The organism is Pseudomonas sp. NBRC 111119 (genome assembly GCF_001320125.1).
GTDB lineage: Bacteria > Pseudomonadota > Gammaproteobacteria > Pseudomonadales > Pseudomonadaceae > Aquipseudomonas > Aquipseudomonas parafulva.
Genome location: NZ_BCAV01000032.1, coordinates 1 through 23,263 on the forward strand (window position 1 = coordinate 1; position 23,263 = coordinate 23,263).

General features: G+C 63.7%; 23 protein-coding genes and 1 pseudogene. 17 read left to right on the forward strand and 7 right to left on the reverse strand.

The features are described from left to right. Positions 1 to 36: 36 nt before the first annotated feature. Together APH25_RS13530 and APH25_RS13535 are read right to left on the reverse strand one after the other, a co-directional pair. A complete protein-coding gene (locus APH25_RS13530) occupies positions 37 to 1,530 on the reverse strand; it encodes a CoA-acylating methylmalonate-semialdehyde dehydrogenase (protein WP_028632978.1) in 1,494 nt (497 codons plus the stop codon). A 61-nt stretch (positions 1,531 to 1,591) separates the two neighbouring features. Continuing rightward, positions 1,592 to 2,938 (reverse strand): aspartate aminotransferase family protein, encoded by a 1,347-nt coding sequence (locus APH25_RS13535; protein ID WP_060482276.1) that lies wholly within the window; start codon positions 2,936 to 2,938, stop codon positions 1,592 to 1,594. Between the two features lie 115 nt (positions 2,939 to 3,053). Here APH25_RS13535 and APH25_RS13540 point away from each other — a divergent pair, with 115 nt between their 5' ends. From APH25_RS13540 to APH25_RS13560, 5 genes are all read left to right on the forward strand, one after another. Beyond that, a complete protein-coding gene (locus APH25_RS13540) occupies positions 3,054 to 3,974 on the forward strand; it encodes a LysR family transcriptional regulator (protein ID WP_177331181.1) in 921 nt (306 codons plus the stop codon). Positions 3,975 to 4,064: 90 nt separating this feature from the next. After that, a complete protein-coding gene (locus APH25_RS13545; RefSeq protein ID WP_060482278.1) occupies positions 4,065 to 4,727 on the forward strand; it encodes a TetR/AcrR family transcriptional regulator in 663 nt (220 codons plus the stop codon). A 9-nt stretch (positions 4,728 to 4,736) separates the two neighbouring features. Next, the gene (locus APH25_RS13550; RefSeq protein WP_028632982.1) at positions 4,737 to 5,321 is read left to right on the forward strand and encodes a YigZ family protein; all 585 of its coding nucleotides are present in this window, start codon (positions 4,737 to 4,739) and stop codon (positions 5,319 to 5,321) included. 396 nt (positions 5,322 to 5,717) lie between these two features. Further along, positions 5,718 to 6,404 carry an SDR family oxidoreductase gene (locus APH25_RS13555; RefSeq protein ID WP_060482359.1) on the forward strand — a complete coding sequence of 229 codons (687 nt, stop codon included), beginning with the start codon at positions 5,718 to 5,720 and terminating at the stop codon, positions 6,402 to 6,404. 85 nt (positions 6,405 to 6,489) lie between these two features. Next, the gene (locus APH25_RS13560; protein ID WP_060482279.1) at positions 6,490 to 7,437 is read left to right on the forward strand and encodes an adenosine deaminase; all 948 of its coding nucleotides are present in this window, start codon (positions 6,490 to 6,492) and stop codon (positions 7,435 to 7,437) included. Positions 7,438 to 7,444: 7 nt separating this feature from the next. On the opposite strand, the gene APH25_RS13565 is transcribed toward APH25_RS13560, so the two are convergent. From APH25_RS13565 to APH25_RS13575, 3 genes are all read right to left on the reverse strand, one after another. After that, positions 7,445 to 8,158 (reverse strand): helix-turn-helix transcriptional regulator, encoded by a 714-nt coding sequence (locus APH25_RS13565; protein ID WP_060482280.1) that lies wholly within the window; start codon positions 8,156 to 8,158, stop codon positions 7,445 to 7,447. A gap of 586 nt (positions 8,159 to 8,744) precedes the next feature. Next, positions 8,745 to 9,926: a multidrug effflux MFS transporter gene (locus tag APH25_RS13570; protein ID WP_060482281.1), complete on the reverse strand. Its 1,182-nt coding sequence runs from the start codon at positions 9,924 to 9,926 to the stop codon at positions 8,745 to 8,747. A 96-nt stretch (positions 9,927 to 10,022) separates the two neighbouring features. Next, positions 10,023 to 10,220, reverse strand: coding sequence for a heavy-metal-associated domain-containing protein (locus tag APH25_RS13575; protein ID WP_060482282.1), 198 nt, complete (start codon positions 10,218 to 10,220; stop codon positions 10,023 to 10,025). 132 nt (positions 10,221 to 10,352) lie between these two features. Between APH25_RS13575 and APH25_RS13580 the strand changes: the two genes are divergently transcribed. The 5 genes and pseudogenes from APH25_RS13580 to APH25_RS26275 all read left to right on the forward strand — a co-directional run bounded on the left by APH25_RS13580 (position 10,353) and on the right by APH25_RS26275 (position 15,708). Beyond that, positions 10,353 to 10,739, forward strand: coding sequence for a hypothetical protein (locus APH25_RS13580; protein ID WP_060482283.1), 387 nt, complete (start codon positions 10,353 to 10,355; stop codon positions 10,737 to 10,739). Between the two features lie 52 nt (positions 10,740 to 10,791). Next, entirely contained in the window at positions 10,792 to 13,191 is a 2,400-nt protein-coding gene (locus tag APH25_RS13585) for a heavy metal translocating P-type ATPase (protein ID WP_060482284.1), read from the forward strand. Beyond that, a complete protein-coding gene (gene cueR / locus APH25_RS13590) occupies positions 13,188 to 13,649 on the forward strand; it encodes a Cu(I)-responsive transcriptional regulator (protein ID WP_060482285.1) in 462 nt (153 codons plus the stop codon). Before APH25_RS13585 ends, cueR begins: the two co-directional genes overlap by 4 nt. Before the next feature lie 313 nt (positions 13,650 to 13,962). Beyond that, positions 13,963 to 14,850: pseudogene (locus tag APH25_RS26270) on the forward strand (sensor histidine kinase); the annotation flags it as partial. Between the two features lie 129 nt (positions 14,851 to 14,979). Beyond that, positions 14,980 to 15,708, forward strand: coding sequence for a methyl-accepting chemotaxis protein (locus tag APH25_RS26275; RefSeq protein WP_371262508.1), 729 nt, complete (start codon positions 14,980 to 14,982; stop codon positions 15,706 to 15,708). Positions 15,709 to 15,766: 58 nt separating this feature from the next. Here APH25_RS26275 and APH25_RS13600 read toward each other — a convergent pair whose 3' ends face one another. After that, positions 15,767 to 16,546 (reverse strand): helix-turn-helix transcriptional regulator, encoded by a 780-nt coding sequence (locus APH25_RS13600; RefSeq protein WP_028632991.1) that lies wholly within the window; start codon positions 16,544 to 16,546, stop codon positions 15,767 to 15,769. A gap of 60 nt (positions 16,547 to 16,606) precedes the next feature. Next, on the reverse strand, positions 16,607 to 17,884 hold the full coding sequence (locus APH25_RS13605; RefSeq protein WP_060482360.1) for an acetyl-CoA C-acetyltransferase: 1,278 nt from the start codon (positions 17,882 to 17,884) through the stop codon (positions 16,607 to 16,609). 117 nt (positions 17,885 to 18,001) lie between these two features. Between APH25_RS13605 and APH25_RS13610 the strand changes: the two genes are divergently transcribed. The 7 genes from APH25_RS13610 to APH25_RS13640 all read left to right on the forward strand — a co-directional run bounded on the left by APH25_RS13610 (position 18,002) and on the right by APH25_RS13640 (position 23,237). Continuing rightward, positions 18,002 to 19,354, forward strand: a complete 1,353-nt coding sequence (locus tag APH25_RS13610; RefSeq protein ID WP_060482287.1) for a 3-oxoacyl-ACP reductase — start codon at positions 18,002 to 18,004, stop codon at positions 19,352 to 19,354. Positions 19,355 to 19,356: 2 nt separating this feature from the next. Further along, on the forward strand, positions 19,357 to 20,208 hold the full coding sequence (locus tag APH25_RS13615; RefSeq protein ID WP_060482288.1) for a MaoC/PaaZ C-terminal domain-containing protein: 852 nt from the start codon (positions 19,357 to 19,359) through the stop codon (positions 20,206 to 20,208). A gap of 90 nt (positions 20,209 to 20,298) precedes the next feature. Beyond that, positions 20,299 to 20,604 carry a MazG-like family protein gene (locus tag APH25_RS13620; RefSeq protein WP_028632995.1) on the forward strand — a complete coding sequence of 102 codons (306 nt, stop codon included), beginning with the start codon at positions 20,299 to 20,301 and terminating at the stop codon, positions 20,602 to 20,604. Further along, positions 20,601 to 21,350 (forward strand): methyltransferase domain-containing protein, encoded by a 750-nt coding sequence (locus APH25_RS13625; protein WP_060482289.1) that lies wholly within the window; start codon positions 20,601 to 20,603, stop codon positions 21,348 to 21,350. Before APH25_RS13620 ends, APH25_RS13625 begins: the two co-directional genes overlap by 4 nt. Positions 21,351 to 21,370: 20 nt before the next feature. Further along, on the forward strand, positions 21,371 to 21,994 hold the full coding sequence (locus APH25_RS13630; protein WP_060482290.1) for a DUF4136 domain-containing protein: 624 nt from the start codon (positions 21,371 to 21,373) through the stop codon (positions 21,992 to 21,994). Positions 21,995 to 22,013: 19 nt separating this feature from the next. After that, positions 22,014 to 22,583 carry a DUF4136 domain-containing protein gene (locus tag APH25_RS13635; RefSeq protein ID WP_060482291.1) on the forward strand — a complete coding sequence of 190 codons (570 nt, stop codon included), beginning with the start codon at positions 22,014 to 22,016 and terminating at the stop codon, positions 22,581 to 22,583. 183 nt (positions 22,584 to 22,766) lie between these two features. Next, the gene (locus tag APH25_RS13640) at positions 22,767 to 23,237 is read left to right on the forward strand and encodes a prepilin peptidase (RefSeq protein ID WP_028632999.1); all 471 of its coding nucleotides are present in this window, start codon (positions 22,767 to 22,769) and stop codon (positions 23,235 to 23,237) included. Positions 23,238 to 23,263: the final 26 nt, after the last annotated feature.

Here is a 23,263-nt window from a genome sequence, read left to right on the forward strand (position 1 = left end):
AAAACAGCGCCGCCACTGGCGGCGCTGAGGGAGGGGTTACAAACTCGGGAACGCGAACTGCGACGCCTCATGGCTGGCACGCTGCGGCCAGCGCTGGGTAATCGCCTTGCGACGGGTGTAGAAGCGCACCCCGTCAGGGCCATACGCATGCAGGTCGCCGAACAGCGAACGCTTCCAGCCGCCGAAGCTGTGGTAGGCCACCGGCACAGGCAGAGGCACGTTCACACCCACCATGCCCACCTCGATCTCGTCGCAGAACAGCCGTGCCGCCTCGCCGTCGCGGGTAAAGATGCAGGTGCCATTGCCGTATTCATGGTCATTGATCAGTTGCATGGCCTGCTCAAGGCTGTCGACCCGCACCACGCACAGTACCGGCCCGAAGATCTCTTCTTTATAGATGCGCATTTCAGGGGTCACCTTGTCGAACAGGGTACCGCCCACGAAATAGCCATCCTCATTGCCGGCCACACTGAAGCCACGGCCGTCGACCACCAACCTGGCACCCGCCGCCACGCCGTCATCGATGTAGCCTACGACCTTGTCGCGGGCAGCAGCTGTTACCAGCGGCCCCATGTCCAGGCCGCAGGAGGTGCCGGCACCAATTTTCAGCGCCTTGATCTGCGGTTCGAGCTTGGCGATCAGCGCATCAGCCACCTGGTCACCCACGCACACCGCCACCGAAATAGCCATGCAGCGCTCACCGCATGAACCGTAGGCTGCGCCCATCAGTGCACTGACCGCGTTGTCCAGGTCGGCGTCTGGCATCAGCACCGCGTGGTTCTTCGCCCCGCCCAGTGCCTGCACACGCTTGCCGCGCTTGGTGCCCTCGGCATAGATGTATTCGGCGATCGGGGTCGAACCGACAAAGCTCAGCGCTTTGACTTCCGGTGCCTCGATCAGGGCGTCCACCGCCTCCTTGTCGCCGTGCACCACGTTGAGGATGCCTTTGGGCAAGCCTGCTTCATGCAGCAGTTGCGCAATGAACAGGGTAGAGCTGGGGTCGCGCTCGGACGGCTTGAGAATGAACGCGTTACCACAGGCGATGGCCAACGGGTACATCCACAGGGGCACCATGGCCGGGAAGTTGAACGGCGTGATACCCGCCACCACGCCCAGCGGCTGGAAGTCGGACCAGGCGTCGATATTGGGGCCCACGTTACGGCTGTACTCACCCTTGAGCACTTCAGGGGCCGCGCAGGCAAACTCGACGTTCTCGATGCCGCGCTTCAGCTCGCCGGCGGCGTCTTCCAAGGTCTTGCCATGCTCTTCGCTGATCAACTGGGCAATACGGGCTTCGTTCTGTTCCAGCAGTTGCTTGAAGCGGAACATCACCTGCGCACGCTTGGCAGGCGGAGTGTTGCGCCAGGCCGGGAATGCAGCCTTGGCCGAATCGATGGCGGCTTGCACCGTGGCGCGGCTGGCCAGTTCGACCTTGCGCACAGCCTGGCCAGTGGACGGGTTGAACACATCTGTGGTGCGGTCACCCTTGGTTACCAGGTCACCGTCGATCAGGTGCTGAACAATGCTCATGAAACACTCCAGATTAAAGAGGGGAGCGGCAGGCGCGGGCCTGCCGTTGAAATCAGAAAGATCAGTCAACCACGTTCAGCGCTTCGCCAACCGCATCGAACAGGCGGTCCAGCTCTTCGGGCCGGGTATTGAAGGTTGGGCCGAACTGCAGGGTGTCGCCGCCAAAGCGCACGTAGAAACCTGCCTTCCACAATTTCATGGCGGCCTCGTAGGGCCTCACGATGGCATCGCCGTCCCGGGCGGCAATCTGGATGGCGCCGGCCAGGCCGTAGTTGCGGATGTCGACGATGTTCTTGGTGCCCTTCACGCCGTGCAGCAGTTTCTCGAAGTGGGGTGCCAGCTCGGCTGCGGACTGCACCAGGCTTTCTTTCTGCAGCAGGTCCAGCGCCGCCAGGCCTGCCGCGCAGGCTACCGGGTGGGCCGAGTAGGTATAGCCATGGGGGAATTCCACAGCGTAGTCCGGCGTCGGCTGGTTCATGAAGGTCTGGTAGATCTCGCTGCTGGCGATCACCGCCCCCATAGGAATGGCCCCGTTGGTGACCTGCTTGGCAATGCACATCAGGTCTGGGGTAACGCCGAACGCCTCAGCGCCGGTCATCGCGCCCATGCGACCGAAGCCGGTAATCACTTCGTCGAAAATCAGCAGAATGTTGTGCTGGGTGCAAATTTCACGCAGGCGTTTCAGGTACCCCTTCGGCGGGGGCAGTACACCGGCCGAACCTGCCAGGGGCTCAACGATCACAGCGGCGATGTTGGACGCATCGTGCAGTTCGATGAGCTTGAGCATTTCGTCAGCCAGGGCGATGCCGCCCTCTTCCGGCATGCCCTTGGTGAAGGCGTTGCCCGGCAGCACGGTGTGCGGCAGGTGGTCGACGTCCAGCAACTGGCCGAACATCTTGCGGTTACCGTTCACGCCACCCAGGCTGGTACCCGCGATATTCACGCCATGGTAGCCACGGGCGCGGCCGATCATCTTGGTCTTGGTAGCCTGGCCCTTCAACCGCCAATACGCACGCACCATCTTCAGCGCGGTATCTGCGCACTCGGAACCGGAGTTGGTGTAGAACACATGGTTCAGGTCGCCTGGGGTCAGCTCGGCGATTTTTTCGGCCAGCTGGAACGACAACGGGTGGCCGAACTGGAAGCCTGGCGAATAGTCGAGCGTGCCCACCTGGCGCGAAACCGCCTCGGTGATTTCCTTGCGGGTATGCCCCGCGCCGCAGGTCCACAGGCCGGACAGTGCGTCGAAAATCTTGCGCCCTTTGTCGTCCACCAGGTAGTTGCCTTCAGCCGCCACGATCAGCCGCGGGTCGCGCTGGAAATTCCGGTTTGCGGTGTAGGGCATCCAGTGGGCATCCAGCTTGAGCTGGCTGGCCATACCGGCGGGTGCGGTTTCGAGCATGTTCATCGGCGGTTCCTCGGGGAGCGATTAGGCAACGATGGATGTTGTTGCAGCTAACTTGGCACGGCTATAAAGTCTGAAAAACCCTGCATTTCTAACCTTTACACAGGCCGCGACTAAACTGATGAGCCGACGCCCCGATCCCCTCGCCCAAGTCAGCGATTTTGATATTCGCCTGCTCAAGATCTACCGCAGTGTGGTCGAGTGCGGTGGTTTCTCGGCCGCCGAGAACGTGCTGGGTATCGGCCGCTCGGCCATCAGCCAGCAGATGAACGACCTGGAGCAGCGCCTTGGCCTGCGCCTGTGTCAACGGGGCCGCGCCGGTTTTTCGTTGACCGAGGAAGGCCGTGAGGTCTACCACTCGGCCTTGCAGTTGCTCAGTGCGCTGGAAAGCTTTCGCACCGAGGTCAACGGGCTGCACCAGCATTTGCGTGGCGAGCTGAACATCGGCCTTACCGACAACCTGGTCACCCTGCCCCACATGCGCATTACCCACGCCCTTGCCGAATTGAAGGACCGCGGCCCGGACGTGCGCATTCAGATACGCATGGTCGCGCCAAGCCAGGTGGAGCATGGCGTACTCGACGGCAGCCTGCATGTGGGGGTGGTGCCCCAGACCAGCCCGCTTTCAGGCCTGGAGTATCAGCCGCTGTACAGTGAACGCTCGCTGCTGTACTGCGCCGTGGGCCACCCGCTGTTTTACGCTGACGACAACCAGATCGACGATGAGCGCCTCAACACCCAGGAAGCCATCACCCCCACCTTTCGCCTGCCCGCCGAAATCCAGGCGCACTACCAGGCACTGAACTGCACGGCCAGCGCCTCGGACCGTGAAGGCATGGCATTTCTCATCCTCACCGGGCGCTACATCGGCTACTTGCCTGACCACTACGCGGCGTTCTGGGTACAGCAAGGCCGCCTGCGTGCCCTCAAGCCGCGGCAACGCTTCTATGATCTGAGCCTGAGCTGGGTGACGCGCAAAGGCCGGCGCCCCAACCTGGTACTGGAAAGCTTTCTCGAAAGCCTGGCTGCGACACGCTGATGCCAGTCTGTACCGCAAATGCTTGTTACTTGAGCGCAGGAAGGTAATCTTGTCCTACAGTCGCAGCCCTATAAACGCACGGAATCGTCCATGACCCTAGAAGTCCCTGCGCATCGCCTCCCCGCCTCGGGCAAACCCGCGGGCCGCATACGCCAGAAGAACGAGCACGCCATCATCCAGGCCGCCGAAGACGAATTCGCCCGGCACGGTTTCAAGGGCACCAGCATGAACACCATCGCCCTCAATGCCGGCTTGCCCAAGGCCAACCTGCATTATTACTTCACCAACAAGCTGGGCCTATATATTGCGGTACTCAGCAACATCATCGAACTGTGGGACAGCACCTTCAATGCCCTCAGTGTGGATGACGACCCAGGCCAGGCCCTGAGCCAGTACATCCGCACCAAGATGGAGTTCTCGCGGCGCAACCCGCAAGCCTCGCGGATCTTCGCCATGGAAGTGATCAGCGGCGGCTCGTGCCTTACCGAATACTTCAGCGCCGACTACCGCGAATGGTTCAGGGGCCGCGCTGCGGTATTCGAGGCCTGGATTGCTGCCGGCAAGATGGACCCGGTCGACCCGGTGCACCTTATCTTCCTGCTGTGGGGCAGCACCCAGCACTATGCCGACTTCGCCACCCAGATCTGCCAGGTCACTGGCCGCAGCCGGCTGACCAAGCAGGATATGGAAACCGCCAGCGACAACCTTATCCACATCATACTCAAGGGGTGCGGCATTGCGCCGGCTGCCTGATCTTCACCTATGCCCTCTACCCTGCTAGACCTCTGCGAATACCGCGAAGAAATTCGTAAAAGCCGTTTCATCACCCTCGCCGCGCCGATCACCAGCGCTGCCGAGGCCATGAGCTTCATCGAGCGCCACAGTGACCTCGCCGCTACGCACAACTGCTGGGCCTGGAAACTGGGCCAGCAGTACCGCAGCAGCGATGATGGCGAGCCAGGCGGCACAGCCGGGCGGCCTATCCTGGCGGCCATCGAAGCGCAGGACTGCGACCAGGTGGTGGTGCTGGTGATTCGGTGGTACGGCGGCATTCAGCTTGGGACGGGGGGGTTGGCCCGTGCCTATGGCGGGGGCGCCAACAAGTGCTTGCAGCAGGCGGCCAAAAGGCTGTTGGTACAACGCAGCGATTTCACCTGCAGTTGCACATTCAGCGAGCTAGCCCTGGTGAAATTGCGTATCGCAGAGGTTGACGGCCTGGTTGTGGACGAGCAGTTCACCGCCAACGGCGTAGATCTGCAGGTGGCCATTGGGGATGCCCACCTCGGTGCGCTCCAGCAGCACCTGGCGGACCTCAGCCGCGGGCGAATTCTGCTGGCCAGGCGCTGAGGGTTGCCCACAACAACTGTGGGCCGGGCTGTGGATAACCTTGGGGCATTCTGTTGCAGCCCTTTGCCAGCAAGGCCTAGAGGGCATTGATCATATTTTGATCACACTATGATGACAGCGGTAAGTACATGATTCATGGCCAGTTATCCCCACCCCTCCGCGCAGCAGCTAGGGCCCGTGGGAAACGCGGTTGCACACATTTACTGTGGAGCAGCCTGTGGATAAGCAGTGCGTCAACTGGCGCCAGGCCACGCTTGACGTGGCATGCAAGCAACTGATCATTATTTGTTCAGTGGTTCATCTGCCACGTCAGCGGGCAAATGCCCTGCCCAAGTAATGGGGCTGTGGATTATTCTCATGGCCTTCCTCCAACCTTATCAATGGGAGCACCTGAGCATGACTCAAGCAAAAACTGCCCTGGTCATTGGCGCCTCTCGCGGCCTCGGCCTCGGCCTGGTAAATCGCCTGCACGAAGACGGCTGGGCCGTTACCGCCACTGTGCGCAACCCGCAACAGCCTGGCGCACTGGCAGATACCCACGGGGTACGCATCGAACAGCTGGAGATGAACGATACCGCCCAACTGGACAGCCTGAAACAGCGGCTGGCAGGGCAGGTATTCGACCTGATATTCATCAACGCCGGGGTTATGGGCCCGCTGCCACAAGACCTGGAGGCTGTCACGCCACAGGCGATCGGCGACCTGTTCATGACCAACGCCGTCGCACCCATTCGCCTGGCAGGCCGCTTGGTGGGCCAGGTACGCGAAGGTACCGGCGTGCTCGCGTTCATGAGTTCGGGGCTTGGCAGCGTAGCTACCCCCGATGGCGGTGAAATCTGCCTGTACAAGGCCAGCAAGGCCGCGCTCAACTCCATGATCAACAGCTTCGCAGTCGCTCAACAGCGCACCGACCTTTGCGTGCTCGCCATGCACCCAGGCTGGGTGAAAACCGACATGGGTGGCGAAAACGCCGAGATCGACGTACTCACCAGTACCCGAGGCATGGTCGAGCAGGTCAAGGCGCAAAGCGGCCACGCCGGCGTGCACTTCATCAACTACAAAGGTGAACCCTTGGTCTGGTGATGCCCCGGCTTGCAGCCTGGCCGGCGCATTGCCGGGCCAGGCCCTGTAGAATGGCAACAACCGTACCTGATTGAGAACACCTTATATGTATGACTGGTTGAACGCCCTGCCCAAGGCCGAGCTGCACCTGCACCTTGAAGGCTCGCTGGAGCCCGAGTTGCTGTTCGCTCTGGCAGAGCGCAACAAGATCGCCCTGCCCTGGGCTGATGTCGAAACCCTGCGTGGGGCCTATGCCTTCAACAATTTGCAGGAGTTTCTCGACCTCTACTATCAGGGCGCAGACGTGCTGCGCACCGAGCAGGATTTCTACGACCTTACCTGGGCCTACCTGCAACGTTGCAAGGCGCAGAACGTTATCCACACCGAACCGTTCTTCGACCCACAAACCCATACCGACCGCGGTATACCCTTCGAAGTGGTACTCAACGGCATCAACCAGGCGCTCAAGGACGGCCGCCAGCAACTGGGCATCAGCAGCGGGCTGATCCTGAGCTTCCTGCGCCACCTGAGCGAAGACGAAGCGCACAAAACCCTCGACCAGGCACTGCCTTTCCGCGATGCCTTCATCGCCGTTGGCCTGGACAGCTCGGAGATGGGCCACCCACCGAGCAAGTTCCAGCGTGTGTTCGACCGAGCCCGCAGCGAAGGCTTCGTTGCTGTCGCCCATGCCGGCGAAGAAGGCCCGCCCGAATACATCTGGGAAGCCCTGGACCTGCTGCACATCAAACGCATCGACCACGGTGTACGCGCCATCGAAGACGAGCGCCTGATGCAGCGCATCATCGATGAGCAGATCCCGCTGACGGTGTGCCCGCTGTCCAACACCAAGCTGTGCGTATTCGACCACATGAGCCAGCACAACATCCTCGACATGCTGGAACGGGGTGTGAAGGTGACGGTGAACTCCGATGACCCTGCCTACTTCGGCGGGTACGTCACGGAAAACTTCCATGCCCTGCATACTCACCTGGGCATGACCGAAGACCAGGCTCGTCGCTTGGCCCAGAACAGCCTGGACGCAAGGCTGGCCTGAGGCCTGTTCAGCCCACCTGCAAGGTCTTCACACGGGCGATGCGATTGATCTGCTGGATACCCAGCGGCGAGATGTGCAACGCCCGGGTGTCTTCCGCCTCCCGCATCCAGCCTGACTGCAGGAACAAACGGAACAGCGCCTGGCCCAGTACACCGCCCAGGTGCGGCTGGCTGTCGTGCCATTCGGTGCACCGGCAGATCACGCAGGCGCTCGGCTGACGCGGCGCCAGGGCATCGATGTATACGCCTACCAGGGCCAGTTGTGCGCGCCCTTCGTCACTGACCACAAGGTACCGGCCGCTGCCCTCCAGCCAGCCGGCTACCACCAGCCGGTGGTACAGCTCTGCGGCCAGCTCGCCACCCAGATGATCGCCGCAGCGCCGGGCCCGTCGCATGGACAGGGGCAACGGCGGTAGCGGTGCGGTGGGGCGCTGGCCCCTGGCGCTCTCCAACTGGACACTGGCCAGGGCCTCGACAGCGGCCCCCACCTGTGGCGTTGCCAAGCGAAAATAGCGCTTGCGGCCCCTGGCCTCGTGCCGTAGCAAACCGGCCGACGACAGCAGCGACAGATGTGCGCATGCTGACGACGAACTGACTCCCGTCATGATGGCCAGTTCATTGGCCAACCGGGGCGTACCGTCGATCAATGCCCACAACATGGCACTACGTTTGGGATCGGCCATCAGGCTGGCGATCTGGCTGATGCTGCTGGCTGCGTTCATGTCCCTGTGACTCCCTGCAAGTTCACTGTGTAGATGCAATGGCCAACCCTGGCCGGGAAGCGCGTGCCGATGGCGGTGGCCTGGTTCGTCAGTATAAGCCGCAGAAACAGCCGATCATGCAGCCCTCCCCCAGCGCTATTGCTCGCTCAATAGCATTGGGTAGGGCTACCCATGGCGAACTGCTGAACAGGCCGCGAAGCTTCAAAAGCCCCCCCGCACCGCTGATTTCACACGTGCGATGGCAGGCGGCCAGGCTTGAATACGCGAATCCACCCGCACAACTTCGGACGAAACCGACAGCGGTCTTCTTCAAGTAGCGCGATCACAGTCGAAGGTTCCACAGCGCGCCAACCGTCAGTCAGCTTGGTAGGACGTTGCTGTGGCAGGCGGGTAAGGCCGCGCTAAACTTGAGCGGCTCCCCTCCGGAGGTATGCAGCGATGAAGATTGTCATCAGTGCGTCGAGCAGCAACCCTGCACGGCCATGGCAGGTTCAGCTCGATCAGCACAGGGTAGGTTTTTGCAGCGAGGCCGCGGCCCGCGCCTTTGTGGCCACACTGGAAACGCGCCTGCAGGCGCCTCACCCGCTCAGGCGGGCCGACTGGCCTGCAGGCGCCGGGTCAACAGCGCGGCACTGACCACCAAGGCACCACACAGGCTCATCACCAAGGCCATTGGTACCGCACTGCCATCATGCAGCACGCCCACCAGTGCCGCGGCGCCAGCCGCGACGCTGAATTGCACGCAGCCCATCAGGGCGGAGGCACTGCCGGCCCGGGCACCCTGGCCGCTCATGGCACAGGCCGAAGCATTGGGCAGGATGCACCCCAGGCTGGCGATGCACACGAACAACGGCACCAGCAGTGGCCACAGCGCGGTCGGCTTCACCACCGCCACGCCCAGCAAGGCCACCCCCGCCGCCAGGTACACCCATACCGCACGGGCCAGCAAAAATGCCGGCCCGCGCCGTGCCAGCAGGCGTGCGTTCACCTGCGCGACCAGAATGAAACCAGCAGCATTGGCGCCGAAAAACCAGCCGTAATGCTCGGCAGGTACACCGTAGAGTTTGATGAATACAAATGGCGAGCCCGCGATGTAGGCAAACATGCCCGCAATCGCAATGCCGCCCGTCAGCGCATGCCCCAGAAACACCCGGTCGCCCGCCAGCCGCAGGTACTGGCGCAGGGCCCCGGACAGCGGCTGACGCGGTACATGGGCGGGCATACTCTCAGGCAACCCAAGGCTGACCGCCAGCAGGCAGCCGGCACTGAACAGGCTAAGCGCAAGGAAGATCGACTGCCACCCGACCAGGTTCACCAGCACGCCACCCAGCATCGGGGCCAGTATCGGCGCCAGGCCCATGACCAGCATCAATTGCGAGAACACTTTGGCCGAGGCCACCGGGTCGCACTTGTCACTGACAATGGCCCGGGACAGCACCATGCCCGCGCAGCCACCCAGCGCCTGAACGAAGCGCGCCAGTACCAAGGCGTCCAGGCTGGGGGCGTAGGCGCACGCCAGCGAGGCCAGGGTGAACAGCGTCACGCCGAACATCAGCGGCTTGCGCCGCCCAAAGCGGTCGGCGACCGGCCCATAGAGCAACTGCCCCATGGACAGGCCAAGGAAGTAGGCGGCCAAGGTGGCCTGGACGTGTTGTTCGTCTGTGGCGAACGCCTGCGCCATGGCCGGGAAGGCAGGCAGGTAGAAGTCGATCGCCAACGGCCCGAACGCACTGAGTGCGCCCAGGATGAGCACCATTCGCAGGTTCATCAGGAATCCATAGCAGGCTAAGCAAGTGAACGATTCTACCTGCTGTGGACGCCGTCAGGAGAAAACATTTGAAACAAAGAGCCTTCCTACAAAGGCTCAGGCAGCCTCGGCCTGATAGCCTTCTTCGCGGATGGCCGCCAGCACCTGTTCCTGTGCCAGCGCGCTGTCAACGCGCACCTGTTTTGCAGCCAGGTCGACGTCCACCTTGGCGCCGGCATCCAGCGCCTGTACGGCGCGGGTCACGGCTTTTACGCAGTGGCCGCAGGTCATGCCCTGTACGTTGAATACTTGCATCGGGGGTACCTCCTTCAGGTTTTGCACCAGTTTCAACCTTGCCACAGGGGCAAAGTCAACACGGTGGGGTGGCAATCCAAGCCGGGCTCGGCCAAGCTGCGGCTTTGACGATCAGGCAAGCAGGGGGTTTTCATGTTCAGGGCAACATTGGGCATCGTCGGGCTGTTGGCTGTTGCCACTGCAGTGCCACCGGCCAGTGCCGAGGGCAACGCGGCGTACAGCGTGCTGATCATTTCCCGTGAGCGCCTGGAAGTGGCCACCAGTTGCGAAATTGGCGTTTACCTCAATGATCAGCTCTCCGGGCGCCTGTTCCAGGAACAGTCCACCTCGTTCAACCTGCCGCCAGGGCCGGTGGATGTGCGCTTGCGCCTGCTGCCAGGGCAGATGCCCGGCTGTGCGCCGGGCCTTGAGGACCAGCGCAGCATCCGGTTGACGCTGCAGGCGGGCCAGATCAACAAGTACCGCATCGCCATGGGCCAGTATGGGTTGGAGTTGAAAGCCACACCGCTGGACTATTGACCTTCCCCGCGTGGCAAGGTTGATGCTTGGGACCTGTCCAAGGAGGAGAGCCATGCCCGCATCCACTACGTACAACCTGCCCATTTCCGGCATGACCTGCGCCAGCTGCGCCGGCCGGGTAGAGCGTGCCCTGCGCAAGGTCCCTGGTGCTGAACAGGTCAGCGTCAACCTGGCCACCGAGCAGGCGCGCGTCCAGGCGCCCGGCGATAGCCTGCCGGCCTTGGTCGATGCCGTGCGCGACGCCGGTTACGAAGTGCCCGTGCGCAGCCTGGAGCTGCAGATTGGCGGCATGACCTGCGCCAGTTGTGCCGGCCGTGTCGAACGGGCCCTGGCCAAGGTGCCAGGAGTACAGCAGGTGTCGGTCAACCTCGCCAGCGAGCGTGCGCACGTTGAAATGCTGACCGGGGTGGACGATTCAATGCTGATCGCCAGCGTGGAACAGGCCGGTTATACCGCCAGCCTGCTGCAGGCCGCCGAGGACGAAAACCGGCTGGCCCAGCGCCGCCTGCACCGCGAGCGGCTTGCCGTAGGCGCTGCCGTATTGCTGGCCCTGCCGCTGGTGTTGCCGATGCTGGTACAGCCGCTGGGCTTGCACTGGATGTTGCCGGCGTGGGCGCAGTTCCTGCTGGCAACGCCGGTGCAGTTCATTCTGGGTGCCCGTTTCTACGTTGCCGCCTGGAAAGCCGTGCGTGCCGGCGCTGGCAACATGGACCTGCTGGTCGCGCTGGGCACCAGCGCCGGTTACGGCCTGAGCCTCTATCAATGGGCGCAGGCACCGGCAGGCATGGCCCCTCACCTGTATTTCGAAGCGTCTGCCGTGGTAATCGCGTTGGTGCTGCTGGGCAAGTACCTGGAGAGCCGCGCCAAGCGCCAGACCGCCAGTGCCATCCGCGCCCTCGAGGCTTTGCGACCGGAGCGGGCATTGCGGGTTGTGGACGGCCGCGAGGAAGACGTGGCCATCGCCCAACTGCGTGTGGGCGACCTGGTGCTGGTCAAGCCCGGGGAGCGCTACCCAGTCGACGGGATTGTCGAGGACGGCAGCAGCCATGCTGACGAAGCCCTGATCAGCGGCGAGAGCCTGCCAGTGCCCAAGCAGCCCGGCGACTCGGTCACCGGGGGTGCCATCAACGGGGAAGGCCGGCTGCTGGTACGCACCCAGGCGCTGGGGACCGAAACCGTGCTGGCGCGCATCATCCGCCTGGTGGAAGACGCCCAGGCCGCCAAGGCGCCCATCCAGAAGCTGGTCGACCGTGTCAGCCAGGTGTTCGTACCGGCGGTGCTGGTACTGGCCCTGGTCACCCTGGTCGGTTGGTGGCTGGCGGGGGCTGCAATGGAAACGGCACTGATCAACGCCGTGGCCGTACTGGTCATCGCCTGCCCTTGTGCACTGGGGTTGGCCACCCCCACCGCGATCATGGCCGGCACTGGCGTGGCCGCCCGGCACGGCATCCTCATCAAGGACGCCGAGGCCCTGGAGCGGGCGCATGCGGTCAACCGCGTGGTGTTCGACAAAACCGGCACCCTCACCTCCGGCAGCCCGCGTGTGGTCCACAGCCAGGCGGTGGATGGCGACAGCGCCAGCCTGCACCGGCTGGCCGGTGCCCTGCAGCGCGGCAGTGAACACCCGCTGGCACGGGCAGTGCTGGACGCCTGCGCCGAGCAAGGGCTTGAGGTACCCAGCGTAACGGGTAGCCAGTCGCTGACCGGCCGGGGTATCGCCGGCTGCGTGGACGGCCGGGACCTGGCCCTGGGCAACCGCCGCCTGCTGCAGGACAGTGGCTTGCAACCCGGGGCCCTGGCCGCCAAGGCGCAGGCCTGGGAAGCGCAAGGCCGCACTCTGTCGTGGCTGGTCGAACGGGGCGAGCAGCCGCGCGTGCTGGGCCTGTTCGCCTTCGGCGACAGCCTGAAGCCTGGAGCCGCGCAAGCTGTGGAAACCTTGCGTGAGCAGCACATCAGCAGCCACCTGCTGACCGGCGACAACCGCGGCAGCGCCAAGGTCGTCGCCGACACCCTCGGCATCGCCGATGTGCACGCTGAAGTATTGCCTGCCGACAAGGCCGCCACGGTCACCGCGCTCAAGCAGGACGGCGTGGTGGCGATGGTTGGCGACGGCATCAACGATGCGCCCGCCTTGGCCGCAGCCGATATCGGCATTGCCATGGGTGGCGGCACCGACGTGGCCATGCAGGCCGCCGGCATCACCCTGATGCGCGGCGACCCGCGCCTGGTGCCGGCGGCGCTGGAAATCAGCCGCAAGACCTACGCGAAGATCCGCCAGAACCTGTTCTGGGCATTCATCTACAACCTGGTCGGCATCCCGTTGGCCGCGCTGGGCTATCTCAACCCGGTACTCGCCGGCGCCGCCATGGCCCTGTCCAGTGTCAGCGTGGTCAGCAACGCGCTCCTGCTCAAGGCCTGGAAACCCGACACGCGCACCCAGGAGGCGCCATGAACATTGGCCAGGCCGCCCGCCGCAGCGGGCTCAGCACCAAGATGATTCGTTACTACGAAGCCATCGGCCTGCTCAAGCCCGCCACGCGCAGCGACAGTGGTTACCGGTTGTACCAGGACGCAGATCTGCACAGCCTGGCATTCATCAAGCGCTCACGAGACTTGGGCTTTTCCCTCGAAGAGGTCGGCAAGCTGCTGACCCTGTGGCAGGACCGGCAACGCGCCAGCGCTGACGTGAAGGCGCTGGCCATGCAGCACATCGATGCACTCAACACCCGTATCAAAGAACTGGTCACCCTGCGCGACACCCTGGGTGAACTGGTTTCCCATTGCCAGGGTGATGACCGCCCGGACTGCCCGATCCTGAAAGAACTGGCCACTGGCGAGGCTGCCAGTTGCTGCCACCAGGCACCACCCGGCAGCCCGACACGCCATAAGCGTCCGAACGTGACCGAATAGTCACCCACTGCGATTTCATCCAATATTTACGGGCGTTTGCCTACATAAAACCCGGGTGCTGCCGATGCATAGGTGATCTGCCTCATGTGTCGACAATAATAATCCGGGAGCGCCTATGAGCATCAAACAGAAACTGACCTGGGCATTCGCGGTGATCGCCGGCTTGCCCATCGTACTCGTGGCCACCCTGGTGGTTCTCAACCTGCGCGGCGAAGCCCGGGACGGCTTTCTGGACAGCAGCAGCCGGGAAATCCGCCAGGTCAGCAACGCCATGAATATCTTCTTCCAGGGCATCAGCCAGAACGTGGAGTACATGGCTTCGCAACCGCTGGTCGCGGCCACTGGCAGTGAACTGAGCAAGTACATGAGCGCGACGCCGTCCTACGAACTGGGGCCGCAAGCGAGCAATATCCTGGCCTTCATGACCAGCCTGGCCAATGCCCACCCGGGCTACGCCTACCTGTCTTACGGGGTGGCAGACGGCGGCTACGTGGGGTGGCCCGCCGGGCAGAAATTCGTCAACTACGACCCCCGCACGCGCCCCTGGTACCAGTTGGCCATGGCCAACCCCGGCAAGACCCTGCGCACCAGTGCCTACTACTGGGCTGCCGATGACGCGGTGCTGGTCAGCACGGTGCGCGCCGTTGCCAACCAGTTGGGCAACCCGGGTGGCGTGGTCAACGTCGATGTCTCGATCAAAGGCCTGACGGAGATCGTCAAGCAGATCAAGCTGGGCGAAAGTGGCTACCTGCTGCTGATTGAAAACAACGGCAACGTACTGGTCGACCCACGTGATACCACGCACAACTTCAAACCGCTGGCGAGCTTCGGCGACGGTTACGCCGAGCTGGCCAAACACGGCAAGGGCCTGGCCGAAGTCGAGCTGAACGGCGTGCGCTACATGGCCAATATCTACCCGGACGAAAAACTGGGCTGGACCCTCATCGGCCTGATCGAGCAAGGTGAAGTGATGCAAACCACCACCCGCCTGACCTGGCTCATCGGCATCGTCGCGCTGGTGCTGGCCGCCGTGTTCGCCGTGGTGGGCGCCACCTTCGCCAAACTCATCGTGCGCCCGATCAACAGCGTGACCAGCGGCCTGGAAGACATTGCCCAAGGCGAAGGCGACCTTACCCGCAACCTGGAGATCCGAGGCCGCGACGAAACCGCGCAACTGGCCAGCTGGTTCAACCAGTTCCTGGGGGCCATCCGCAGCCTCATTCAGCACATCGGCGCGGCAGCCGGTAACATTCTCAACACCTCCACCCGTTCAACCCGGGTATCCAGCGACATGGCCGAGGCTGCAGGGCGCCAGCGTGAAGCAGTGGACATGGTCTCCACCGCGTTCCACGAAATGGTGGCCACAGCCAACGAGGTGGCGCGTTCATGCAGCCAGGCAGCGCAGTCGGCCGACAGTGGCCAGCAACAGGCGCGCGAAGGCCAGCAGCAGATCGATGCCGCGGTCAGCAGCGTCGACCGCCTGAGCCACGAAATCGAACAGTCGGCGCAGTCGATCCAGCAACTGGAGCGTGACAGCAACGCTATCCAGTCAATCCTCGGCACCATCCGCTCGATTGCCGAGCAGACCAACCTGCTGGCCCTGAACGCGGCGATTGAAGCGGCCCGTGCCGGCGAACAAGGCCGGGGCTTTGCGGTGGTGGCTGACGAGGTGCGGGCCTTGGCCAAGCGTACCGCCGATTCCACTGCCGAAATCGATGGCCTGCTGGGTAACCTGGCTGGGCGCACCAGCGAAGTGGCCGCACAGATGCACGCCAGCCTGGAGGTGTCGCAGCAGTCGGTGAGCCGCATTGGCCTGGCGCGTGACAGTTTTGGGCAGATTCGCGAGTCGGTGGATGTGATACGCGACATGAATACGCAAATCGCCACAGCCGCCGAGGAACAACACCAGGTGGCCGAGGACATCAACCGGCACATCAGCCAGATCCACGGCGATGCACAGCTGGTGGCGGAGCTGGCCCAGGCCGCCCGTCAGGACTCGGAAAGCCTGGCGGGGCTGTCCAACGAACTGGATACCCTGGTGCGCAGGTTCCGCACCTGATGCCCCGCCTGTGCCTGCCGCCTGCAGGGCGGTAGACGCAGGTGCCGGCAGGCGCGGCTTACAGCTTCAGTTCACCCGGCGTTGCGCCAAACAGCTGCTTAAACGCGGCGATGTAGGCGGAGGTGGAGTCATACCCGCAGCCCAGCGCCGCATCGGTAACACTCTCGCCGGCCTCCAGCATGGCCAGCGACGACAACAGCCGCATGCGCTGGCGCCAGTTGCGGAAGCTCAACCCGGTTTCGCGCTGGAACAGGCGCATGAGGGTCTTTTCCGAACACCCAAGCTCCAGCGCCCATTGCTGCAAGGTCTGGCTCCGCTCGGGGGTAGCGATCAGGCGATTGCACAGGGCAAGCAACCCGGGATGGCGCGGCAGGGGTAACGAAAAACCTACCGCTGGCAGGGTACGCAATTGGTCGAGCAACACCGCCACCAGCCGCGACTCGGCGCTGTCGTGTTCAGGGTACTGCGGGGGCAACAGGCAGAACTGCTTGATCAGTTCCCGCGCCAGGGGCGTCACTTCCAGCACCCGGCATTCTTCGGTCGCCCACGGGCAGGCGTCGCGGCGGATGTAAAGGCTGCGCATTTCCGCCTGCATCGAAGTCACCACTTCGTGCTCAGCCTGCGCAGGTATCCACACCCCCCACTGGGGCGGCGCGAAATAGCTGCCGTCCCGGGTGTAGACCCCCAACACGCCACTGATGGCGTACGAAAACTGCACCCAGTCATGCTGATGGCGAGTGGTCCATGACCCCGCGCCCAAGCGCTCGGCACGGGCATACAGGGGCCTTGGCAGGTGGTCCAGCGCCGGGATGGCGCGGGGGTGTCCGGTGGTCGGCATGGTGGTGTCTTATGGTTCTGAGCAGACAAGCCTAACAGCTACGGCGACACCGACGTTACCTTACCGCTCGACGATCACCGTCACACCCTGCCCGCCCGCTGCACAGATCGAAATCAGCCCGCGCCCTTTCCCCGCCACCGACAGCAGTTTTGCCAGGTTGGCCACAATACGGCCCCCGGTAGCCGCGAACGGGTGGCCTGCCCCCAGCGAGCTGCCCTTGACGTTGAGCCTGGCGCGGTCGATAGCCCCCAGCGGTGCGCTCAAGCCCAGCTGTTCACGGCAATAGTCGGCATCTTCCCAGGCCTTGAGGGTGCAGAGCACCTGGGCGGCGAAGGCTTCATGGATTTCGTAGTAATCGAAGTCCTGCAGGGTCAGGCCATTGCGCGCCAGCAACCGTGGCACGGCATACACCGGTGCCATCAGCAGGCCTTCGCGGCCCGTGACGAAGTCAACCGCAGCGGTTTCACCGTCCACCCAATAGGCGAGCACCTCCAGCCCCTGCTGTTGCGCCCACTCTTCGGTGCCCAACAGCACCAGCGAAGCACCGTCGGTGAGCGGCGTAGAATTGCCCGCGGTCAGCGTGCCTTCGTCCGTACGGTCGAAAGCCGGCTTGAGGCGGCCCAGTTGCTCCAGGGTAAGGTCCGGGCGCAGGTTGTTGTCCCGGGCAAGCGACATGAACGGGGTCAGCAAGTCGTCCTGCCAGCCTTCGGCATAGGCACCCGCCAGGGCCTGATGGCTGCGCAGGGCCAGCGCGTCCTGTTCTGCCCTGCCGATATGCCAGGTCTTGGCCATGCGCTCACAGTGTTCGCCCATCGACAGGCCGGTGCGCGGCTCGCCATTGCGCGGCAATTCAGGCTTGAGGTGATGAGGACGCAGTTTCAGGAAGGGTTGCAGCCGGCCCATCAGGTTTTTGCCACGGTTGGCCTGCAACAGTACCTGGCGCAGGCCTTCGTTCACGGCGATGGGCGCATCGGAAGTGGTGTCCACGCCGCCAGCAATGCCGCAGTCGATCTGCCCCAGGGCGATCTTGTTGGCCACCAGCAAAGCGGCCTCAAGCCCGGTGCCACAAGCCTGCTGGATGTCATAGGCGGGCGTGAGCGGCGAGAGGCGCGAGCCCAGCACGCATTCACGGGTCAGGTTCATGTCGCGGGAGTGTTTGAGCACCGCACCGGCCACCACCTCACCCAGGCGCAGCCCGTGCAGCCGATAACGCTCTATCAGCCCTTCCAGCGCAGCGGTCAGCATGGCCTGGTTGCTGGCCGTGGCGTAGGCGCCATTGGAACGGGCAAAGGGGATTCGGTTGCCGCCCAGAATCGCGACCCGACGTAGTGAACGCATGCGCATGTTCCTCCTGAAACAATTTGATCCGTACAGCCTAGGTGTTTTTACCGCATTCGAACGACCGTGCCGCAAAGTTGGTCCACACTCTCAAGCTTGCCTTCTGGAGGACTCCTCATGAGCGATCGCTACCTTGGTTTCGCCAATTCCAGCTTGGGCCGTCGCCTGGTCGATGCCCTGGGCCTGCCGCGCCCGGCACCTCTGGAGCGCTGGCAGTCCGGCCGCCTGCGCCCGGTGGAAGGTGCATTGGTGGTAGGCGGTGGGCCACTGGCGGGCCAGGTTGAAACAGTGGCGCCGCGCCTGACCGATGCCGTGTACAGCTTCAATGGCGAGCACCTGCAGGCACAGCCCTGGGTGGCCGGCCTTGGGCCGAAAATCAAGGCGCTGGTGTTCGACGCCAGTCATTTGTCCGACAGCGATGCCTTGAAGCAGTTGCGCGAGTTTTTCCAGCCGCTGTTACGCAGCCTGGCACCTTGTGCTCATGTGGTGGTACTCGGGCGGCCTCCCGAGTCGCTGGCAGACCCGTTGGCCAGCGTGGCGCAGCGAGCCCTTGAAGGGTTCACCCGCTCGCTGGCCAAGGAATTGCGCAATGGCGCCACTGCGCAGCTGCTTTATGTGGGAGAAGGTGCCGACGACCAGCTGGAGGGTGCACTGCGCTTCTTCCTGTCGCCGAAAAGCGCGTTCGTGTCTGGCCAGGTGCTGCGCCTGCAGGCCTGCGCTGCGCACGTGCAGGACTGGACCCGCCCGCTGGGCGGCCAGCGGGCCCTGGTGACCGGCGCGGCACGCGGTATCGGTGCTGCCATTGCCGAAACCCTGGTGCGCGATGGTGCCGACGTGCTGCTGCTGGATGTGCCCCAGGCCGCCCAAGAGCTCAATGCCCTTGCCGCACGCCTGGGTGGCAAGGCCCTGGCCCTGGACATCTGCGCCAGCGACGCAGCAACGCAGCTGCTCGCTGCCCTGCCCGATGGCCTCGACATCGTGGTGCACAACGCTGGCATCACCCGCGACAAGACCCTGGCCAACATGACCCCGGAGTACTGGGACGCTGTGATGGCGGTCAACCTCAAGGCGCCTCAGGTACTCACCCAGGCGCTGATCGACAATGGCGCACTCGGGCAGCACGCCCGCATCACACTGCTGGCGTCGGTGAGCGGTATAGCCGGCAACCGTGGCCAGGCCAACTACGCCGCCAGCAAGGCCGGGCTGATCGGCCTGGCACAGGCCTGGGCGCCCACACTGGCCGAACGGGGTGCCAGCATCAATGCTGTAGCACCGGGCTTCATCGAAACCCACATGACCGCCGCCATGCCCATGGGCCTGCGCGAGGCCGGTCGACGCCTTAGCTCGCTCGGCCAGGGCGGGCGGCCCCAAGACGTGGCCGAAGCCATCGCCTGGCTCAGCCAGCCCTGTACCGGTGCAGTCAACGGCCAGGTGCTGCGGGTCTGTGGCCAGGCACTGATGGGGGCTTGAACATGAAACGAACCTGGCACCACGTGCACCGCCCAGCTGGCCGCGCCAGCCTGTACCTGCGCGCCGCTGGCAAGCGCAGCATCACCGGTGACCGCCTGCCGGAAGCAGGCCTGCGCTGCTACGTCCCCCTGCAGCAGCAAAACCTGCAGGCCTACCGGCGGCTCTGTCACTTCGCCGAAGACGGCCGCCTGCCGGCCACGTACCCGCACATCATGGCGTTCAACCTGCAACTGCAACTGATGACCGGCCATGACTTTCCGTTCCCGTTGCTGGGGCTGGTGCACCTGCACAACCGCATCGAAGTGCTGCGCCCGCTCGGTGGGCTTGAAGGGCTGCATATGGCCGTGTACGCGGATAACCTGCAACCCCATGCCAAAGGCGGTACGTTCGACCTGGTGACCGAGGCCCAGGACGGCATAGGCCCGCTGTGGCGGGAGACCAGCCGCATGCTGGTACGCGGGCTAAAGCTCGAAGGCGCCGCCACCCCCACGCCCCCGGACGAGCCCGTAGACCTGCCCGAAGCCACGCGCTGGTATGCCGACCGTGACATTGGCCGGCGTTACGCCAAGGTGTGCGGCGACTACAACCCCATCCACCTGAGCGCTGCCAGTGCGCGGCTGTTCGGTTTCCCCACCGCCATCGCCCATGGCATGTGGAGCAAGGCAATGACGATGGCGGCATTGCGTGGGCACCTGCCCCACAGTGGGTATGGGTTTGAAGTGGCGTTCCACAAGCCCGTGCGCTTGCCCTCAGAGGTGATACTCAGCGCCAGTGAAGCTGGCCCCGCTGGCGCTGTGCGGCTGGATGGCCATGCTGGGGTGCTGCACATGGCTGGCCACTGGTCACGCCTGTAGCCAACCGGGGCACTGTTGACCGTACGTTTGTGTGGGGCCCTTGCTTTGCAGCGGCCCTGCGCAGAAGCTATGCGGCATCAGGAGGCCCCGATGAACTTGCAAGAACTCACCCAACGCCTGCACCAGATCCGCGACAACAATGACTGGCAGCGCTTTCACAGCCCCAAGAACCTCGCCATGGCCGCCAGTGTGGAAATGGCCGAGCTGGTCGAAATATTCCAATGGCTGAGCGAAGACGAATCGCGCCAGCTGCCTGCTGACAAACTGGCCCACGCAGGCCAGGAAGTCGGTGATGTAGTGTTGTACCTGTTGCTGCTGTGCAGCGAGCTTGGCCTGGACATGGACCAGGTCGTGCGGGCCAAGCTTGCTGACAGCGAGAGGCGCTTTGCCCGATGAACGACCGTCACTTCGATGAACTGGCCACCCGCTTCGCCGAAAAAATCTACGGCGGAGCCAAGGGTGCGATCCGCCTTGCCGTGCTGCAGGCCGACCTGGCCGAGGCACTGCCCGACCGCCCGCTGCGTATCCTCGACGTGGGCGCAGGGCTGGGCCACATGGCCTTGTGGCTGGCCCAGCGCGGGCACCATGTCACCCTGGCCGAACCTGCCGCCCCCATGCTAGATGGCGCCCGGGCACGGTTTGCCGAGGCCGGCCAGGCCGCGACATTCATTCATGCGCCCTGGCAGGCGCTGCTCGGTGAGCTGACCGAACCCTACGATGTGGTGGTGTGCCATGCCGTGCTGGAGTGGCTGGCCGAACCAGAAAGCATCCTGCCGGTACTGCACCAGCTCACAGCGCCCCAAGGCTGGTTGTCGCTGGCGTTCTACAACCGTGATGCCCTGGTGTACCGGAACCTGCTCAAAGGGCATTTCCGCAAGTTGCGCAGCAACCGGCTGGAAGGTGAAAAGCAAAGCCTCACCCCGCAAAAACCCCTTGATCCCCGCCACCTCAAAGCGCAACTTGAGCCCATGTGGCAGGTCGAAAGTGAAAGCGGGATCCGGGTGTTCCACGACTATATGCCCAAGGACTTCCAGGACAAGGCGGAGCTGCTCGACCTGCTGGAAATGGAGCTGGCCCACCGTCGCCACCCAAGTTTTGCCGGGCTTGGTCGTTACCTGCATTGGGTTTGCCGCCCACGTTGATCTGCCAGGCTGGAGGAAGCATGCCGTATCGTCTGTTTCGCCTCGCCCTGCTGCCGCTGGTCCTCGCGGGCTGTCAGGGCACCAACCCCTATGTGGCCAGTAGCCGGCCATTGCCGCCGGCGCCGGCGCAGGCGGCAAATACCTTTGATGCCAGTGCCTACCCCACCCCTGCCCGGGATTACGGGCACTACCAGAGCTGGGGCTGGCGCAATGGGCAGTTGCCCACCGGCTCGGCAAATGCCGACCCGGCGCAATTGGCCGATGCCGTCAGCGCCGCCCTCGACCAGCACGGGCTACGCCCCGCACGCAATGGCTCGCCAGACTTGTTGGTAAGCGCCAACATCCATCTGGAAAAACGCCTGCGCCAAGTCCGTGATTACGACAGTTATGACCCTTACCCCTACAGCAGTGTCGGCTACGGTGGGTACCGCAACGGTTACGGTGGCTATGCCAGCGTACCGGTAGTGCGCACTTACCAAGTGGAAGTGATGGTGGTACGCGTCGATCTGTATGACGGGCGCAGTGGCCAGCCCGTGTGGAGCGGCAATGCCGAAAGCGGCAGCGACCAGGGGTCGCCCCGTGATCGTGAAAGTGCTGTGCGCCAGGCCGTCAGCAAGGCACTCAGCGGCTATCCTCCCAGTTAACGCTTAACGGAGAACCACCATGTTGCGCCGTCTGTTTCTACTGTCGTTTGCCGTGTTGCTGGGTGCCTGCTCGAGCAACAACGTGCAGCAGGATTACGACGCCAGTCGCGATTTTGCCGCCTACCGCAGCTGGGCCTGGCAAGAACCTGGGTTGCAGTACCGCCCGGACGACCCGCGCATCAAAAGCGACCTGACCGAGCAGCGTATTCGCCAGGCCGTGGCCGATCAGCTCGACCAGCGCGGCCTGCGCCCGGTGCAGCCCGGCAAGCAGGCTGATGTAAAGGTGCGTACCTATCTGATCGTCGAACAGCGCCAACAACAGATCACCACCAACTACGGCGGCGGCTGGGGGGGCTATTGGGGCGGTTACTGGGGCGGGCCGATGTATAACGAAACCCGCAGCGTCGACTACAAGGTGGCGACGATTCAGGTGGACCTGCTCGACGGACGCGATGGCAAGTTGGTGTGGCGCGGCAGCGCCGAGCAGATCATGAACAACTACCCGCCTGGGCCGGATGAGCGTAACAGCGCCATTCAGAAAACGGTGGCGCAGGTACTGGGGAATTACCCGCCGGGTAGCCGGAGGTAATCGAATGATTGAACAGCGCTGAAGCGGGGCCGCCCGACGGCCCCTGTGTCACCTGCGACAAAATCCATTCCGGCCACGCCTTTTCCCTGCCCACACCCCGCCCGCTCCCAGGTTCCGGTCTATCTTGACTGTGAAACCTGACTGAACAGGTAGTGTTCAACTTCAAGGGAAGGTGGGCTGTCGATGCAAAGCATTGTGCTTCTCCTATGGCTTGCCCTGTGCACCGAACAGGACGTGCGCCAGCGTCAGATCTCCAATGTACTCACCCTCGGCGTGGCCGTCTGCGCGCTATTCTGGCTATTCGCAACCGGCCACACCTGGTTGGGGGCAGACCCCGGCGATGCGGGCTGGGCGTTGGCGATTGTGATGCTGCTTACCCTGCCGGTGTACATGCTCGGCCATTTCGGTGCGGACGACGTCAAGCTGATGGGCGCCCTGGCACTGGCCACAGGGCCCCAGTACGTACTGGGGACCTTCATCGGGGCCGGCATCAGCCTGCTGATCTGGCTGATGACCCGCAGGCGCTTGTGGGCACTGCTCGATGCCAAGGTGAAAAAGCGCCTGCAAGCCCTAACCGAGGCCATGGGCGACAAGCAGGCGTTCGTACCTTATGTACTGGCAGGCTTCCTCCTGACAGCTGTATGGATCCAATGAACATCCCGGCGGTCCGAAGATGTGTA